This window comes from Microtetraspora niveoalba (assembly GCF_001570405.1).
Taxonomy (GTDB): domain Bacteria; phylum Actinomycetota; class Actinomycetes; order Streptosporangiales; family Streptosporangiaceae; genus Microtetraspora; species Microtetraspora niveoalba.
Genome location: NZ_BBYM01000021.1, coordinates 1 through 16,785 on the forward strand (window position 1 = coordinate 1; position 16,785 = coordinate 16,785).

Consider the following 16,785-nt stretch of genomic DNA (forward strand, 5'->3'; position numbering starts at 1 on the left):
GTCGAGCACCGCGACGGCGGCCGCCCTGCCCCGCTCGCGGGCCGGGCACCGCGACCGGGCGAGCGCGTACAGCCAGGCGCGAAGGCGCGCCGGGTCCTTCGGCCGCCGCACGCCCGCCCGCGCCGCGACGAACGTCCGGCGCACCGCGTCCGCGGCCCGGTCCTGGTCGTCGAGCAGGGAATGGGTGTAGTCGGCCAGACGGTCGGCGTACGCGTCGTAGAGCCCGGCGAGCGCCTCCGCGTCACCTCGTCGCAGCGCGTCCAGCAGCCGGCGTTCGTCGGCGCGGCTGACGTTGGGCCATGCGGGCAACGGACATTCCTCCCCCGATGACGGAACCAGAACCTGTCGGGCCCCACACGAGGAGGACGCCGCCTCAGCGGCCGCCGTTTACTACCTGAAAAGTCATACTCAACAGGTATTAACTCCGAAAATCGGGCAATTCCATGGAATTTCGGTTATCGACAGCGAGATTCATCGATCTTGTACGGCGGTTCCGTCGCTATTTTCGATCTTCGGCCATGGATGCCGAAGCGGCCGAAGGGCCGGTGGCGCGGCTTGCCGGATCGTGGTGCGCGGTGGGGGTGGTCGCCCCCTCGATCGGGCCGCCCGGAGGGCGGAGAACCTGTCGGGCCGGCGTGGCCGCACAGATAGTACTGATCGGTTCGATCTACTGCTGGCCTCCCAGAACGTACCGACCGGTTCGATCACCGCGACCCACGACCCACGACAAGGAGCATGTTGTGACGACGTTCGTTCTCATCCCGGGGATGTGGCACGGCGGCTGGTGTCTCGACGTCGCCGGGTCACGCTGACACGCGGGTACGGCGGAGGCCGGCCGGGACACCCGGCCTCCGCCGTACGGCAACGCGCGGGGTCAGGCCGCCAGCAGGCCCTCGGCGACCAGCTCCGCCCACAGGTCCTCGGGCACGGGCCGGTCCAGAAGCGCCGCGTTGCGCCCTGCCTCGGCCGCGGACCTGGCCCCGAGGACGACCGTGGACACCGCCGGGTGGCGCAGCGGGAAGGCCGCCGCGGCCCGGGGCAGGGTGACGCCGTGCCGCTCGCACACCGCCGCGACGCCCCGGGCGCGGGCCACCAGCTCCGCCGGAGCGGGCCGGTAGTCGAACGTGCCCGACGGCCGGTCGGTGGCGAGCAGCCCGCTGTTGAAGACGCCGGCCGCCAGCACCCGCACGCCGCGCTCGGCGCACGCGTCCAGCAGCGGGAGGCCCGACTGGTCGAGCAGGGTGTAGCGCCCGGCCAGCATGACCACGTCGATGTCGGTCTCGCGCACGAACCGGGCCGGGAGCTCCCACTGGTTCATGCCGACCCCGATCGCCCGCACCGCCCCCTGGTCGCGCAGGGCGGCCAGCGCCGGGTACGCCTCCTCCAGCGCCTCGCGCGGGTGCCCGTCCGGGTCGTGGATGAGCACGATGTCCACGGACGGGACGCCGAGCCGTTCCAGCGACTCCTCCAGGGACCTGAGCACGCCGTCGCGGGAGAAGTCCCACACGCGGCGGTGGCCGGCCGGCACGTCGAAGCCCTCGTCGTCCTTCCCCCGTGTGCCGCCGCCCGCGTCCGAGGGCACGAGCAGGCGGCCGACCTTGGTCGACAGGACGTGCCCCGAGCGCCCGGCGAGCGCCGCGCCCAGACGGCGCTCGGACAGGCCGAGGCCGTAGTGGGGCGCGGTGTCGTACAGCCGGACGCCCGCCCGCCAGGCGGCCTCGACGGCCGCCCGCGCGTCCTCGTCGGTGACGGCGGTGAACAGGTTGCCGATCGGCGCCCCGCCCAAGCCCAGCCGGGGCAGCGCGAGACCGCCCGCGCCCGGCCCCCGGTCCGAGGCGGGCCCCGGGGCCGGCATCAGTCCTGTGCCTTCCCGCCGGCCACCCGGCTGATCATGAGGGCGACGAGGATGATGCCGCCGTAGACGAGCTGCTTCCACTCGCCCGGCACGCCCTTGAGCGTGAGGACGTTCTCGACCAGGCCGATGACCAGGACGCCGGTGAGCGCCCCGAGGACCGTGCCCTTGCCGCCGTCCATACTGACGCCGCCGATCACGGACGCCGCGAACACCATGAAGATCCAGCCGACGCCCTGGTTGGCGCTGATGCCGCCGAGACGGCCGGTCTCCAGGACACCCGCGAGCGCGGCGAGCGCGCCGCCGATGACGAACACCGTCCACAACACCCGGTCCACGCGGATGCCCGCCGCCCGCGCCGCGTCCGGGTTCCCGCCGATCGCGTACAGCGCGCGCCCCGCCCTGAAGTAGCGCAGGCCCACGATCCCGGCGGCGAACAGCACGGCGGCGATCCAGATCGACGCGGGCACGCCGAGCCAGGTCGCGCCGCCCAGGTACATGATCGACTCCGGCAGCTCGAACAGGCTCTTGCCGCCGGTCAGGCCGAGGTGCAGCCCGTGGACCACGATCATCATGGCGAGCGTGACGACGAACGCCGAGAGCTGGAACTTGAGGATCAGGAAGCCGTTGAACGCGCCGATCGCCGCCCCGATGAGCAGGCACAGCGGGATCGCGAGCAGCCCCGAGCCCCCCGCCGTCGCCGGGATCACCAGCACGGTGATGGCGGGAGCCATGCCGACGGTCGACTCCAGGGACAGGTCGAACTTGCCCGCGATGAGGATCATCGCCTCGGCCAGCACGACCAGGGCCAGCGCGGACTGCTGCTGGAGCACGTTCGTGAGGTTGCCCACGGTGAGGAACACCGGGTCCACGAACGCGCCCACGACCAGCAGGACGACGATGACCGGCACCAGCGTCAGGTCGCGGAAGCGGCCGAGCCGCAGCCCCGCGCCCGCGCGGAGACGTCCCGCCGGGGCCGCCGACGGCGGCGGGGACGGTGTTGCCGAGGGGGTCGCTGTACTCACTCTTCCATGCCTTCCATCACGGCCACGAGCTGCTGGTCGGACCAGCCGCGCGGCACGTCCCTGACCACCCTGCCGTGGAACATCACCAGCACCCGGTCGCAGATCCGCAGGTCGTCGAGCTCGTCGGAGACCAGCAGGGCGCCGGCGCCCCGCCCGACCGCGTCCTCGACCGCGCCGAGCAGGGACTGCTTCGCCTTCACGTCCACCCCGGCGGTCGGGTTGATCACCACCAGCGCGGCGGGGGAGTCGGACAGCGCCCTGGCGAGCACGACCTTCTGCGCGTTGCCGCCGGACAGGTCGCCGACGGGCTGGTCCGGCCCCTCCGTCTTGATGTCCAGGTCCTCGATCATCTGTACGGCGCGGGCCCGCCGCCGGGACGGGGACACGGTGCCGAACCCGCCGAGCTTGTGCGCGATCGGCAGGGTGGCGTTCTCGGCGACCGACAACAGCGGCACGAACCCCTCGCGGTGCCGGTCCTGGGGGACGAACCCGAGGCCCGCCCGCAGCGCGGACGGCACGTCCCCCGGCCTGACGGCGGCGCCGTTGATCCTGATCGTGCCGCTGTCGGCGCGGCGGAGCCCGACCAGCGTCTCGGCCAGCCCGACCTTGCCGCTGCTGCCGGACCCGGCGAGGCCGACCAGCTCGCCCGCCCGCACTTCGAGCGCCACGTCCTGGTAGCGGTCCCGCAGGGACAGCCCGGTCGCGGAGATCGCGACCGAGTCGCCCGCCGTACGGGATCTGGGCTGGTACGCGGCGGTGGCCTCGCCGGTCATCGCGGCGACCAGCTCTTCGTGCGGCAGTTCCGCCACCGGCCGGGTGAGGACGTGCCGGGCGTCGCGGAAGACCGTGACGCTCTGGCAGATCTCGTACACCTCGTCCAGGTGGTGGGAGATGTACATCATCGTGACGCCCTGCTCGCGCAGCGCGCGCATGCGCTCGAAGAGCCGCTCGATGGCCGGGCCGTCGAGCTGGGCCGTCGGCTCGTCGAGGATGATGAACCGCGCGCCGAACGACAATGCGCGGGCGATCTCGACGAGCTGCCGCTGCTCGACCCCGAGGTCGCCGGCGAGCGCGCCCGCGTCGACGTCCACGCCGTACCGTTCGAGGACCTCGCGGGCCTCGCGGCGCACGGCGCCCCAGCGGATGAGCCCGCCGGACGTGCGCTGCCGGTTGAGGAAGAGGTTCTCCGCGACGGTCAGCGTGGGGATGATCGTCGACTTCTGGTAGACGCAGGCGACCCGCCGCCGCCACGCGTCCCGGTCCGCGAGGGCGGGCGCCGCCTCTCCCGAGAACAGCACCTCGCCCTCGTCCGGAGCCTGCAGTCCGGTCAGGATCGACACCAGTGTGGACTTGCCCGCGCCGTTCCTGCCGAGGAGCGCGTGCGTCTCGCCCTCGGCGATGGAGATGCCCGCGCCGTTCAGCGCGACGGTGGGCCCGAACCGCTTGACGACGTTCCTGGCTTCGACGTGAACGCTCATTTGACCTGGTTGCCCCAGAGGTTCTGGTCGTCCACGTTGTCCTTGGTGACCAGGGGAGCGGGGAGCTGGTCCTCCAGGCCGTTCGGCAGCGAGATGATCGTGCTGTCGTGGTCGGTCGGGCCGGGCTGGAACGTCGTGCCCTCGGCGGCGGCCTTGGCGTAGAAGAGCGCGTACTTCGCGTACAGGTCGGCGGGCTGGGAGACCGTCGCGTCGATCTCGCCCTTGCGGATCGCGTCGAACTCCTGCGGGATGCCGTCGTTGGACACGACGAACACGTGCTTGGGGTCGTCCGGCTGGACGAGCAGGCCCTTGGCCTTGAGCACCTGCAGCGTCGGGGCCAGGTGGACGCCGCCCGCGTGCATGTACACGCCCTTGATGTCGGGGTTCTGCTCCAGGCGGGTCTGCAGCATGGACGCGGCCTTGCTGCCCTCCCACTCGGTCGGCTCGTCGAAGACGGTGATGCCGGGGAACTTCGTCTTCATGCACTCGCGGAACGCCTCGGCCCGGTCGCGGCCGTTGATCGAGCTGAGCGCGCCCATGAGCTGGACGACCTTGCCCTTGCCGCCGAGCTTCTCGCCGAGGAACTCGCACGCCTTGGTGCCGTACGCCTTGTTGTCGGCGCGTACGACCATGTAGACCTTGCCCTTGTCGGGGCGGGTGTCCACGGAGACGACCGGGATCTTCTTGTTCTCCAGTTGCTGGAGGGTGGAGGCGATGGCCCCGGTGTCCTGCGGAGCCATGACGATCACCTTGGCGCCCTGGCTGACCAGCGCCTGCGTGTTGGCGACCAGCTTGGCCACGTCGTTCTGCGAGTTGGTCGGGTTCATCAGCTCGACCTTGAGCTCGCCCGCCATCTGCGGGACGTACTTGCTGTAGGAGTTCCAGAAGTCGGAGTCCGCCCGGGGGAAGTCGATGCCGACCTTCCCTCCCGAGGCCGTGCCGCTGCCGCCGCCCGTCGCGGCGGCGTCGTCGCCGGTGGAGCCGCACGCGGTGATGATCGTCAAGAGGGCCGCTCCTGCGACCACGGGGCCGAACCTCATCGTTTCGCCTCTGCTTCCTCAGGGGGTGGGGGTGTTTCAGTTGCCTGGCCGGAGCCGGAGGCCGTGCATGCCGCCGTCGACGGCGAGGACGGTTCCGGTGGTGGAGCGGGCGTCGGGACCGGCCAGGTAGGCGATCGCCGCGGCCACCTCGTCGGCGGTGACCAGGCGGCCCATCGGCTGGCGGGCGGCCAGCGCGCGGCGTTCGGCCTCGGGGTCGGCCGCCGCCGAGAGCAGCCGGCCGATCCACGGGGTGTCGGCGGTGCCCGGGTTGACGCAGTTGACGCGGATGCCCTCGCGCACGTGGTCGGCCGCCATGGCGAGCGTGAGCGACATCACCGCTCCCTTGCTCGCGCTGTAGAGGGCGCGCTGCGGCAGGCCGGCGGTCGCGGCGATCGAGCAGGTGTTGACGATCGACGCGTGCCCGGACTCGCGCAGGTACGGCAGGGCCGCCCGGGTCACCCGCACCATCCCGACCACGTTGACGTCGAGGACGCGGGCCCATTCGCCGTCCGGGTTGTCCTCGACCGTGCCCTGCGCGCCGATGCCGGCGTTGTTGACCAGGACGTCCAGGCCGCCGAGCCGTTCCGCCGCCTCGGCGACGGCCGTACGGACCGCCGCGTCGTCGGTGACGTCGGCGGTGACGCCGATGAACGGGTCGCCGGGCGGCGCGACGTCGAGGCAGGCCACCCGCCAGCCGCGCGCGGCGAACGTGTGGGCGGTGGCCAGCCCGATGCCGGAACCGCCTCCGGTGACGAGTGCCCTGAGCGTCATGACTCCCTCCAGACCGCGCCGCCGGGGAAGCTGTGCGCGGCGATCGACTCCGGCCGCATCCGCGCGCTGAACCCGGGCGTCTCGGGGGCGGTGTAGCGGCCGTTCTCGATCACGACCGGGTCGGCGAAGTGCTCGTGCAGGTGGTCGACGTACTCGATGACGCGGTTCTCCATCGAGCCGCTCACGGCGACGTAGTCGAACATCGACAGGTGCTGGACCAGCTCGCACAGCCCGACGCCGCCCGCGTGCGGGCAGACCGGCACGCCGAACTTGGCGGCGAGCAGCAGGATCGCGATGTTCTCGTTCACGCCGCCGACCCTGGCCGAGTCGAGCTGCAGGTACGAGATCGCCCCCGCCTGGAGGAACTGCTTGAAGACGATGCGGTTCTGCACGTGCTCGCCGGTGGCGACGGGGATCGGCGCGATGCCGCGCGCGATGGCGGCGTGGCCGAGCACGTCGTCCGGGCTGGTCGGCTCCTCCACCCAGTGGGGGCGGAACTCCTTGAGCGCGTCGACCCACGCAACCGCCGTGTCGACGTCCCAGCGCTGGTTGGCGTCGACCGCGATCGGGAAGTCGTCGCCGCAGACCTCGCGGGCGACCCGGAACCTGCGGACGTCGTCGTCCAGGTTGGCGCCGACCTTGAGCTTGATCTGCCCGAAGCCCTGGCCGAGCGCCTCCCGGCACAGCCGCCTGAGCTTGTCGTCGTCGTACCCGAGCCAGCCGGGGGAGGTGGTGTAGGCGGGGTAGCCGTGCTCACGCAGGTGGGCGATCCGCTCCTTCCTGCCCGGCTCGGCCCGGTGCAGGATCTCCAGGGCGTCCTCGGGGGTGAGGGCGTCGCTCAGGTAGCGGAAGTCGACGAGGTCGACGATCCGCTCCGGCGGCATCTCGCCGAGCAGCAGCCACAACGGCTTGCCCTCGAGCCGGGCCTTCAGGTCCCACAGGGCGTTGACCACGGCGGAGATCGCCATGTGCATGACGCCCTTCTCCGGGCCGAGCCAGCGGAGCTGGGAGTCGTAGACCATCTCCTTGTACAGCGCGCCGACGTCCTCGGTGTCCCGCCCGACGACGTACTGTTCGAGCGCCCGGATGGCGGCGGTCTGCACGTCGTTGCCCCGGCCGATGGTGAACGCGAACCCGTGCCCCTCGACGCCGTCGCCGGTCCGCAGCACCACGTACGCCGCCGAATAGTCGGGGTCGGGGTTCATCGCGTCGGAGCCGTCCAGCTCCCGCGACGTGGGGAACCGGATGTCGTGCGTCTCCAGGGACACGATCCGGGAGCTCACGCCTGACCCACCGTCTGCCGCTGCCGCCCGAGCCCGTCGATCTCCAGCTCGACGACGTCGCCGGCCCGCAGGTACGGCTGCCCGGGGAGGCCCATGGCGACGCCGGCGGGGGTGCCGGTGTTGATGACGTCGCCCGGCTCCAGCACCATGAAGTGGCTGAGATAGCGGACGATCTCGGCCACATCGAAGATCATGTTCTTGCTGTCGCCGTCCTGGCGCAGCTCGCCGTTCACCCAGAGGCGCATGCCGAGGTCCTGCGGGTCGCCGACCTCGTCGGCGGTCACCAGCCACGGGCCGAGCGGGTTGAACGTCTCGCAGGACTTGCCCTTGTCCCACTGGCCGCCGCGCTCGATCTGGAACTCGCGCTCCGACACGTCGTTGGCCACCGCGTACCCGGCGATCCTGCTCAGCGCCTCCTCGCGCGACTCCAGGTAGCGGCAGGTCCCGCCGATCACGACGGCCAGCTCGACCTCCCAGTCGGTCTTCACGCTGCCGCGCGGGACGAGCACCTCGTCGTACGGGCCGACCACGGTGTTCGGCGCCTTCATGAAGACCACGGGTTCGAGCGGCGGCTCGGCCCCCGTCTCGGCGGCGTGGTCACTGTAGTTCAGGCCGATGCACACGATCTTGCCGGGGCGGGCGACGGGCGGGCCGATCCGCAGACCCTCTGCGTCCACGAGCGGCAGGTCGCCGCGCTCCAGCGCGTCGCGGACGCGCGCCACTCCCCCGGAAGCGAGGAAAGCCCCGTCGATCTCGGGCTCTCCGATGTCGCGCAGGTTTCCGGCGGCGTCCATCACCACCGGCCTCTCCTGTCCGACAGGTCCTACTCGCAGCAGCTTCACACCGCATCCCTCGGTATACACAGTCATACATCGGATGTCTTGGTCGAGATGCTCATGTCTGCCGTCGGCTCGTGTCAATACTTCGACGCCAGGTAGTCCGATCTGTGACCTGGATATATGGCGAAATGTCCGATGGAGATACCGGAAATGCGGTCCGTACATCCGATAACTGCCCGCACAGCCCTCCGGTCACGAGGTGGAAAACATCGGATGGCGCACCTTGTTGCCTCTCCCTTTCCGGTGTAAGAACGGGGCCAGATCGACCGATCGTCGGAGGTTTCCGTGCACGTCCGTCGTAAACGACGCTTAGCCCCCGCCATCCTGTCCGCGTTCGCCCTGGTCGCCGGGATGATCCACGCGACCGGCCCGGCGCACGCCGACCCGGCGCCCACCCCCGCCGCACAGACACCCGATGAACTCACCCTTTGGTACGACAAGCCCGCCGCCAACTGGGAGACCCAGGCCCTCCCGATCGGCAACGGCGCGCTCGGCGCGATGGTCTTCGGCGGCGTCGCCACCGAGCAGCTCCAGTTCAACGAGAAGTCGCTCTGGACCGGCGGCCCCGGCTCCAAGAGCGGCTACGACTTCGGGAACTGGACCACACCCCGCCCCGGCGCGATCGCCGAGGTCCAGAAGCAGATCGACCGCGACGGGAAGATGTCGCCCGGAGCCGTCGCCGCCAAACTGGGCCAGCCCAAGAGCGGGTACGGCGCCTACCAGACCTTCGGCGACGTCTGGCTCGACATGGGAGCCCAGCCGGACGCCACCGGCTACCGCAGGGAGCTGAGCCTGCGCGACGCCGTCGCCGGGGTCGGCTACACCGCCGGCGGCGTCACCTACCGGCGCGAATACTTCGCCAGCCACCCCGGCCGCGTCATCGCCGGCCGGATCTCCGCCGACCGGCCGGGCAAGGTCTCGTTCACCCTGCGCACCACCTCGCCGAGGAACGACCGGCGGGTGAGCGTCGAGAACGGCCGCCTCACGATCAGAGGCGCCCTGGCCGACAACGGCATGACGTTCGAGGCCCAGATCCAGGTGGTCGCCCAGGGCGGCACCCGCACCGACGCCGCCGACCGGATCACGGTCACCGGAGCCGACAGCGCCGCCTTCGTGCTCTCGGCCGGCACGGACTACGCCGACACCTATCCGGCCTATCGCGGAGCCGACCCGCACGCCGCGGTGACCGCCGCCGTGGACGAGGCCGCCGCTCAGGACTACGACACGCTGAAGCGCGCCCACGTCGCCGACCACCGCGCCCTGTTCGACCGGGTGCGGCTCGACATCGGGCAGCAGCCGCCCACCGTCCCCACCGACCGGCTCCTCAAGGCGTACACGGGGGGCGCCTCGGCCGCCGACCGGGCGCTGGAGGCGCTGTTCTTCGCCTACGGCCGCTACCTGCTGATCGCGTCGTCCCGCGAGGGGTTCCTCCCGGCGAACCTCCAGGGCGTCTGGAACAACTCCACCAGCCCGCCCTGGTCGGCCGACTACCACACCAACATCAACCTGCAGATGAACTACTGGCCGGCGGAGCAGACCAACCTCGCCGAGACCACCCGCCCGTACGACGACTACATCACCGCCATGGTGGCGCCCGGCACCAGGACCGCGAAGGAGATGTTCGGCTCGCGTGGCTGGGTCGTGCACAACGAGACCAACCCCTTCGGCTTCACCGGCGTCCACGACTGGTCCACCGCGTTCTGGTTCCCCGAGGCGGCCGCGTGGGTCACCCAGCAGATGTACGACCACTACCGGTTCAGCCGCGACCTGACCTACCTGCGCGAGACCGCCTACCCGGTGATGAAGGCCGCCGCCGAGTTCTGGGTGGACAACCTGCACACCGACCCGCGCGACGGGAAGCTCGTCGTCTCGCCGAGCTACTCGCCGGAGCACGGCGACTTCTCCGCGGGCGCGTCGATGTCCCAGCAGATCGTCCACGACCTGTTCACGAACGTGCTGGAGGCGGCACGCGCGCTCGGCACCGACGAGCCCGAGGTACGGCAGGCCCTCGACCGGCTCGACCCCGGCCTGCGCGTCGGCTCCTGGGGCCAGCTCCAGGAGTGGAAGACCGACTGGGATTCCACGACGGACGACCACCGGCACGTCTCGCACCTGTTCGCGCTGCACCCGGGCCGGCAGGTCGCCGCGGGCACCCCGGAGGCGGCGGCGGCCGAGGTCTCGCTCACCGCGCGCGGCGACGGCGGCACCGGCTGGTCCAAGGCATGGAAGGTCAACTTCTGGGCCCGGCTGCTCGACGGCGACCACGCCCACAAGATGCTGCGCGAGCAGCTCAGGACGTCCACGCTGGAGAACCTGTGGGACACCCACCCGCCCTTCCAGATCGACGGCAACTTCGGCGCCACCTCCGGCATCGCCGAGATGTTGCTGCAGAGCCAGCACTCCGCCGTCGACGTGCTGCCCGCGCTGCCGGCCGCCTGGCCGACCGGCTCGTACTCCGGCCTGCGGGCCCGCGGGAACGTCACCGTCGACGCCTCGTGGCGGGACGGCGCCGTCTCGGAGATCGTCCTGCGGGCCGGCTCGGCCGGGCCGCTGACCGTGCGCAACGCCCTCTTCCGCGGCCCCTACCGCCTGGTCGACGGACAGGGACGCGCGGTCACGCACACCCGTGACGGAGCCGAGGTCACCTTCACCGCGGCGGCCGGCGGCGTCTACCGGGTGACGAACGACGTGCGGGTCACCGTCAAGGCGCCCGCCGAGACCGGGCCGGGCTCCTCGTTCCCCGTCGAGGTCACCGTCGCGGCGACCGGCAGGCGCGCCGTGCCCGCCGGCGACCTCACCCTGCGTACGCCGGAGGGCTGGACGGCCGAGCCCGCCTCGCGCCACCTGCCCGCCGTGCCGCCGGGCCGTACGCGCACGGAGACCTTCACGGTCACGGCCGGGCCGGCCGACGGCTCGCGGACCGCGCGGATCGGCGCGACGCTCACCGGCGGCTCCGGCTGGTCGGTGAGCGGGACGGCGTCCCTCGGGCTCGCGCCGTGCGCGGTCCCGCCGGCCGGCGTGCCGCTCGTCGCCTGGGACCCGTCCTCGGGCACGACCGTCGCCGACGTGTCCGGCAACGGCAGGGACGCGACCGTCACCGGCCCGGCCGCCTACGACGCGGACGGCGGGCTCGTGCTCGGCGGGTCCACGTACCTGACGACGGCCCCGACGACGCTGGGCTTCCTGCGCGAGGCGACGTTCGCGGCCCGGGTCAAGGTGGCCGCGCCGTCCGGCTACCGGCGGCTGTTCGACTCGCAGCCGTCCGGAAACCCCGGCACCGACGGCGTGCTCGTCGACCTGACGCCGGACAACCGGGTGCGTTTCATCGGCGCCGGGCTCAACGTCACCACGGACGCCGCCGTACCGTCCGGACGCTATCTCGACCTGGTCGTCACGATGGGCCGCGACGGGGCCGTCACCGTCTACGTGGACGGCACGCGGGCCGGCGGCGCCTCGGTCCCGGCCGACGGCATCGCCAGCTGCGCCACCCGGCCGCTGCGGTTCGCGGCCGACCAGGGCGGCGGCCAGCGGCTGTCCGGAGCCGTGGACCGGATGGCGGTCTTCGCCCGCGCGCTGACCCCGGCCGAGGCCGCCGCCTGGCAGAGCCTGGCCTTCCGCGCCGCCTGAATCGCCGGGCCGCCAGAACCTTGAGATCGAAAGGCATCTCGATGACCGACTCCTTCCTCCCGACACGCAGGGCCGTGCTCGGCGGCGCGCTCGGGGCCCTCGCCCTCGGCGCGCTGCCCGCCATGGCCGGAGCCGTGCCGGCCCACGCCGCGGCGCCGCGCTTCCCGCTGAAGTACCGGATGGACACCCCCGAGAGCTGGGCCGCGTTCCTCGGCGATCAGGACCTGCGCTGGGGACGTGTCCCGCGCACGTTCTACGAGGGGCCCTACCTGGGCAACGGCGGGTTGGGCGCCGCCGTCTACACCGAGCCGAAGGGACGGCTCGCCTTCACGCTCGGCGACAGCCGGGTGCGCGACCACCAGGGGACCGGCGGCTCGCTGTTCGGCGACGCCCGCCTGCGCATCGGCCGCCTGGACCTGGTGACCAGGGGCGAGATCGTCGACGTGGACCTGCGGCTGTCGCTCTTCGACGCCGAGCTGAGCGGCACGATCACCACGTCGGCCGGAGCCGTCTCCCTCCGCGCCTTCGTCCACGCGACCAGGGACCTGCTCGTCGTCACCGCGGAACCGTCCGACGGCGAGACGGCGGCATGGGAGTTCACGCCGTACAAGGCCGAGAGCCCGCGGCTCGGCTTCAACCCGCGCCCCGAGGGGCTGAAGGACAACCCGGCCCCCGCGGTGAGCCCGGGACTGTGCGAGCAGGACCTGACCGCCGGCGGCCGCACCACGACGGCCTGGAAGGTCACCGGCGGGACGCTGCTCGCCACGGTCGCGCACACCTTCCCCGACCGGGACGCGACCGACCGGGCCCGCGCCGTGCTCGACCGGGCGGGCGACCCGGCCGCGCTCACCGCCGAGCACCGCGCGTGGTGGAACGCCTTCTACACCAAGAGCTTCGTGTCGGTGCCCGACGCCCGGCTGCAGAGCTTCTACTGGGTCCAGCTCTACAAGATCGCCAGCGCGACCAGGCGCGGTCTGCCGCCCGTCGGCACCTGCGCGCAGTGGCTGGAGCCGACCCCGTGGCCCGGCACCTGGTGGAACCTCAACGCGCAGCTCGAATACTGGCTGATCAACGCGACCGGGCACCGCGAGCTCGACTCGCTGACCGCCTCGCTCGACGAACACCGCGACAACCTCGTGCTCAACGTGCCCGAGCCGTACCGCCACGACTCCGCCGGGCTCAGCCGCAGCAGCCAGGAGGACCTGCGCACGGACACGCTCGCGGAGGCCGGAGCGGACGCGGCGGCACCGAAGCTCGAACTCGGCAACCTCACCTGGGCGCTGCACAACGTCTGGCTCGGCTACCGGCACACCATGGACGACACGGTGCTGCGGGACGTCCTCTATCCGCTGCTGCGCCGTTCGATCAACTACTACCTGCACTTCCTCACCGAAGGCGCGGACGGCAGGTTGCACCTTCCCCGTACCTACTCTCCCGAGTACGACTTCACGAGCGACTGCAACTACGACCTGGCACTCCTCACCTGGGGCTGCCGGACGCTGCTGTGGACGGTCGGACGGCTGGGCGTCGACGACGAGCTGGCGCCGCGCTGGCGGGAGGTGCTCGACCGGCTGGTCGCGCCGCCGCAGGGGGCCGACGGCCTGTGGATCGGCGGCGACCGGCGGCTGACCTCGTCGCACCGGCACTTCTCCCACCTGCTGTGGTTCTATCCGCTCCATCTGCTCGACGTGGAGGACCCGGCCAACCGCGACCTGCTGGAGCGGTCGCTCAAGCACTGGGTCGGTTTCACCGGGGCGCTGCAGGGCTACACGTTCACGGGGGCCTCGTCGATGAGCTCGCTGCTCGGCGACGGCGACCGCGCCCTGACGTACCTCAACACGCTGCTCGACCGCTACGTCCGGCCCAACACCATGTACGCGGAGACGGGCCCGGTCATCGAGACGCCGCTGGCCGGCGCCCAGTCGCTGCACGACATGCTGATCTCGAGCCGGGGCGGGGTGGTCCGGGTCTTCCCGGCGGTCCCGTCGGCATGGGACGACGTGGCCTTCCACAACCTGCGGGCGGAGGGCGCCTTCGAGGTGAGCGCCGTGCGCCGCGGCGGCGCCACGGCCTTCGTACGGGTGAAGAGCCTGGCGGGCGAGCCCTGCCGGGTGATCCCCGGCGGCCTGCCCGGCCCGTGGGAGGTCCAGCGCCTGCACGGCCCGAAGGAGATCGCCCACAAGACGGTCGACGGCGTGCTGGAGATCGACCTGGGCAGGGGCGAGGAGGTGATGATCCATCCGGCCGGGACCCGGCCCGACACCGAGCTGGCCCCGGTCGGCGGTTCGTACGCCTGGGGCCGGCCCGGCGTGAAGCGGGGCCCGAGCGTGCCCGTGCCGCTGGACGGGCTGCTGGACCACGACGGCATCACCTGGCAGGACGCGCTGCGCGACGGCGACCTCGGGCAGGGGTACTCCCTGCCCGCCGAGGAGATGCCGCCGCCCGGCCCGTGGCGCAGCGGCGGCGTCGACTGGGTGTTCCCGTCGTACGAGAACGGGCGCAAGAACAATCTCGTCCCGGCCGGGCAGCGCGTGCAGGTGCCGCCGGGCAGGGCGGTCAACCTCAACGTGCTCGGCCTGTCGGTGAGCGGAGCGTCCACGTCCACCGTGACGCTCGAGTACGCGGACGGGACGAGCGCGACGACCTCCCTGAAGTTGTCGGACTGGGGGCGCCTGCCGGAGAACGGGGAGGACGTCGCCATCGCGACCACGCACCGCCATTACGTGACCGGCGACCACGCGCTGGTGGTGCGGATCTTCCATCAGTGGGTGGCGGCGGACCCCGCGCGGGACCTCGTGGCGGTGCGGTTCGGGGCGAGCTCCCGGATGCACCTGTTCGGGGTCAGCGTGGAGCGGCCGCTCGGCTGACACCCGGCCGCGTCCCCCGGCGGCCGCGTCCCCCGCAGCGGGGGACGCGGCCCTCGGGCCGGATACGGCGACGGCCGGCGCGGGCTACCGCTGCGCGGCGCCGCAACGGGGGGCGCAGAGCCGCCGCGCGATGCCCTTCAGGAAGATGTCCCGGATCTCCAGCACGGTCTGCGGGAAGTAGGCCGCGCCGCCCGTGGCCTTGGCGATCGAGCTCATCTGCGCCCGGTCCACCCCCTTCTCGGTGTTGAACGAGATGATCAGGATGCTGACCGGCCGCTTGGGGTCGTAGGCGCCCTTCAGCTTCGTGAGGATCTGGTCGTTCGCGATGCCGCCGTTCGGGTCGTCGTTCCCGACGCCGTCGGTGAAGAGGATGATCGTGTTGACCTTGTCCGCCTCGTACTCCTTGGTCATCTTCTGGTAGGCGGCCCAGAGGGTGTCGTTGAGCCCGGTGTTGCCGGTGCGGATGGCCTGGACGCTCCGCATCTCCTGGGCGATCCGGTCGCGCCGGGTCACGCCGTCGATCTGCTGCGCCAGCGGGCCGATCGGCACGACCTCCTTCCAGTCCACCCCGTGACCCCGGAGGTTGTCGGAGAAGACCCAGGTGCCGACCTCGGTCTTGTCCGGGAACAGCCTCAGCCCCTCGACGGCCACGTTGCCGATGGCGCGCATCCGGCTCACGCCCGTGCTGTCGGCGGGCTCGGCCATGGTCCCGGAGATGTCGATCAGCGCGAGAAGCCGGGTGCCGAGCTTGATCTGGTGCCACGCCTGGGTCAGCTTGGTGACCGCCGCGCCGTCGGGGAGCGCCAGCTCGGCCGGCTTGTCGGCCTTGACGCCGTTCTCCGGGACGAGCGCGTCGCCGCCCTTGCCCTGCGGGGTGCGGAAGCCGTGGCCCTGCACGACGGCGCGGCCGGCCGCCGAGGTCAGCTCGGCGCCGAACGCCTCGGCCGCCTCGCGCACCGCCGCGTCCTTCGACGTGATCACGATCGGGTAGTCGAGGCTGACCGTTCCCTCTTTCGGATAGAGCGCGACCGCCGGGTTCGACGGGCGGGACGCGGTGTTGAACGCCCACACCGCCTGCTCGGAGGCGACGCCGACGGGGACGCGCGCGGCCGCCTTGGTCAGCGTGGCGAACAGGCTGTCCGGCGAGGACACGGTCGACTCCGAGAGTTGCCGGAGCACGCCCACGAGCAGCTCGTCGTTGCCGCCCTCCGACTTCAGCACGGACGACCCGGCGAGCAGCGCGCCGAGACCCGCGGCGTTCTGCGCCGGGTCGAGCGCGAGCACCCGCACCTTCCTGGCCAGGCCGTCCGGATCGGCGGCGTTGGCCGCGTTCAGCAGGCCGGTCCAGCTCGCCGGGCTGAACGCCGACTGGAGCTTCTGCGCGCCCGCCTTGGACGCGGTGAGCACGACCGGCGAGCGCGCCGCGCTCCCCGACGCCTTCAGACCGGCCTCGGCCAGCCCCGCCCGGGTCAGCCACAGGCTGGAGTCGGGCACCCACAGGTCGGGGTCGACCTTCCCGGAGGTCGGGCCGCTGCCGGTCATCGCGTTGGCGACCCCGGCCGACTGCGCCGCCTTCACCGCGACGGCGACGCACCTGCCGCTCGCCGTACGGCCGGACTTGCCGAACTTCTCGGCCACCTCCGAGATGGCCGGCTCGATGTCCGGCGAGGCCACCACCGAGAGCGGGATCCGGTCGCCGTCGCAGCCCCGGTCCCGGTTCACCACGACGTACGCGGCCACGCCGCACAGGACGGCGAGCGCGACCGCTCCGGCCAGGGGTGCGAGCACCTTGCCGCGGCTCGCGGGCCGGCGGCGGCGCGGGGCGTACGGGTCGTCCCCGCCGTCGATCTCCTCTGTCCGGTGGCGTCCGCCCACGGTGTCCTCTTTTCACGGAAGATCCTGGGTAATGCTTACGGCACACTACTGGGAAGTAGGTAAGCGGCAAAACACTCATTTTGCCCAGTTGATCACGGTATGTGATCGACAACGGCCGGAATCCCCGG

The 16,785-nt window shown here is 72.0% G+C and carries 11 protein-coding genes; 2 read left to right on the plus strand and 9 right to left on the minus strand.

The window, feature by feature from the left end; translation table 11 throughout:
- The 8 genes from AWQ70_RS21550 to AWQ70_RS21585 all read right to left on the minus strand — a co-directional run.
- Positions 1 to 309 (minus strand): RNA polymerase sigma factor (locus tag AWQ70_RS21550; protein WP_281197083.1); only part of this gene is annotated, 309 nt, incomplete at its 3' end.
- A gap of 565 nt (positions 310 to 874) precedes the next feature.
- Complete coding sequence (locus tag AWQ70_RS21555) at positions 875 to 1,855, minus strand: aldo/keto reductase (RefSeq protein ID WP_067178935.1); 981 nt, start codon at positions 1,853 to 1,855, stop codon at positions 875 to 877.
- Positions 1,855 to 2,877 carry an ABC transporter permease gene (locus tag AWQ70_RS21560; protein WP_067178937.1) on the minus strand — a complete coding sequence of 341 codons (1,023 nt, stop codon included), beginning with the start codon at positions 2,875 to 2,877 and terminating at the stop codon, positions 1,855 to 1,857. The genes AWQ70_RS21555 and AWQ70_RS21560 overlap by 1 nt, the downstream gene beginning before the upstream one ends.
- Entirely contained in the window at positions 2,874 to 4,355 is a 1,482-nt protein-coding gene (locus AWQ70_RS21565; RefSeq protein WP_067178939.1) for a sugar ABC transporter ATP-binding protein, read from the minus strand. The genes AWQ70_RS21560 and AWQ70_RS21565 overlap by 4 nt, the downstream gene beginning before the upstream one ends.
- Entirely contained in the window at positions 4,352 to 5,359 is a 1,008-nt protein-coding gene (locus AWQ70_RS21570) for a sugar ABC transporter substrate-binding protein (protein ID WP_245647083.1), read from the minus strand. The genes AWQ70_RS21565 and AWQ70_RS21570 overlap by 4 nt, the downstream gene beginning before the upstream one ends.
- A 72-nt stretch (positions 5,360 to 5,431) precedes the next feature.
- On the minus strand, positions 5,432 to 6,166 hold the full coding sequence (locus tag AWQ70_RS21575; RefSeq protein WP_067178943.1) for an SDR family NAD(P)-dependent oxidoreductase: 735 nt from the start codon (positions 6,164 to 6,166) through the stop codon (positions 5,432 to 5,434).
- Positions 6,163 to 7,449 (minus strand): L-fuconate dehydratase, encoded by a 1,287-nt coding sequence (locus AWQ70_RS21580; protein ID WP_067178945.1) that lies wholly within the window; start codon positions 7,447 to 7,449, stop codon positions 6,163 to 6,165. Before AWQ70_RS21580 ends, AWQ70_RS21575 begins: the two co-directional genes overlap by 4 nt.
- Positions 7,446 to 8,243 carry a fumarylacetoacetate hydrolase family protein gene (locus AWQ70_RS21585; protein ID WP_281197103.1) on the minus strand — a complete coding sequence of 266 codons (798 nt, stop codon included), beginning with the start codon at positions 8,241 to 8,243 and terminating at the stop codon, positions 7,446 to 7,448. Before AWQ70_RS21585 ends, AWQ70_RS21580 begins: the two co-directional genes overlap by 4 nt.
- A gap of 396 nt (positions 8,244 to 8,639) precedes the next feature.
- On the opposite strand from AWQ70_RS21585, the gene AWQ70_RS37850 reads away from it, so the two are divergent.
- Together AWQ70_RS37850 and AWQ70_RS21595 are read left to right on the plus strand one after the other, a co-directional pair.
- Positions 8,640 to 11,915, plus strand: a complete 3,276-nt coding sequence (locus tag AWQ70_RS37850; RefSeq protein WP_084517558.1) for a glycosyl hydrolase family 95 catalytic domain-containing protein — start codon at positions 8,640 to 8,642, stop codon at positions 11,913 to 11,915.
- A gap of 41 nt (positions 11,916 to 11,956) precedes the next feature.
- Complete coding sequence (locus AWQ70_RS21595) at positions 11,957 to 14,782, plus strand: glycosyl hydrolase family 95 catalytic domain-containing protein (RefSeq protein WP_174552408.1); 2,826 nt, start codon at positions 11,957 to 11,959, stop codon at positions 14,780 to 14,782.
- An 84-nt stretch (positions 14,783 to 14,866) separates the two neighbouring features.
- Here the strand turns inward: AWQ70_RS21595 and AWQ70_RS21600 are convergent, their stop codons facing one another.
- Positions 14,867 to 16,657, minus strand: coding sequence for a substrate-binding and VWA domain-containing protein (locus tag AWQ70_RS21600; RefSeq protein WP_084517560.1), 1,791 nt, complete (start codon positions 16,655 to 16,657; stop codon positions 14,867 to 14,869).
- Positions 16,658 to 16,785: the final 128 nt, after the last annotated feature.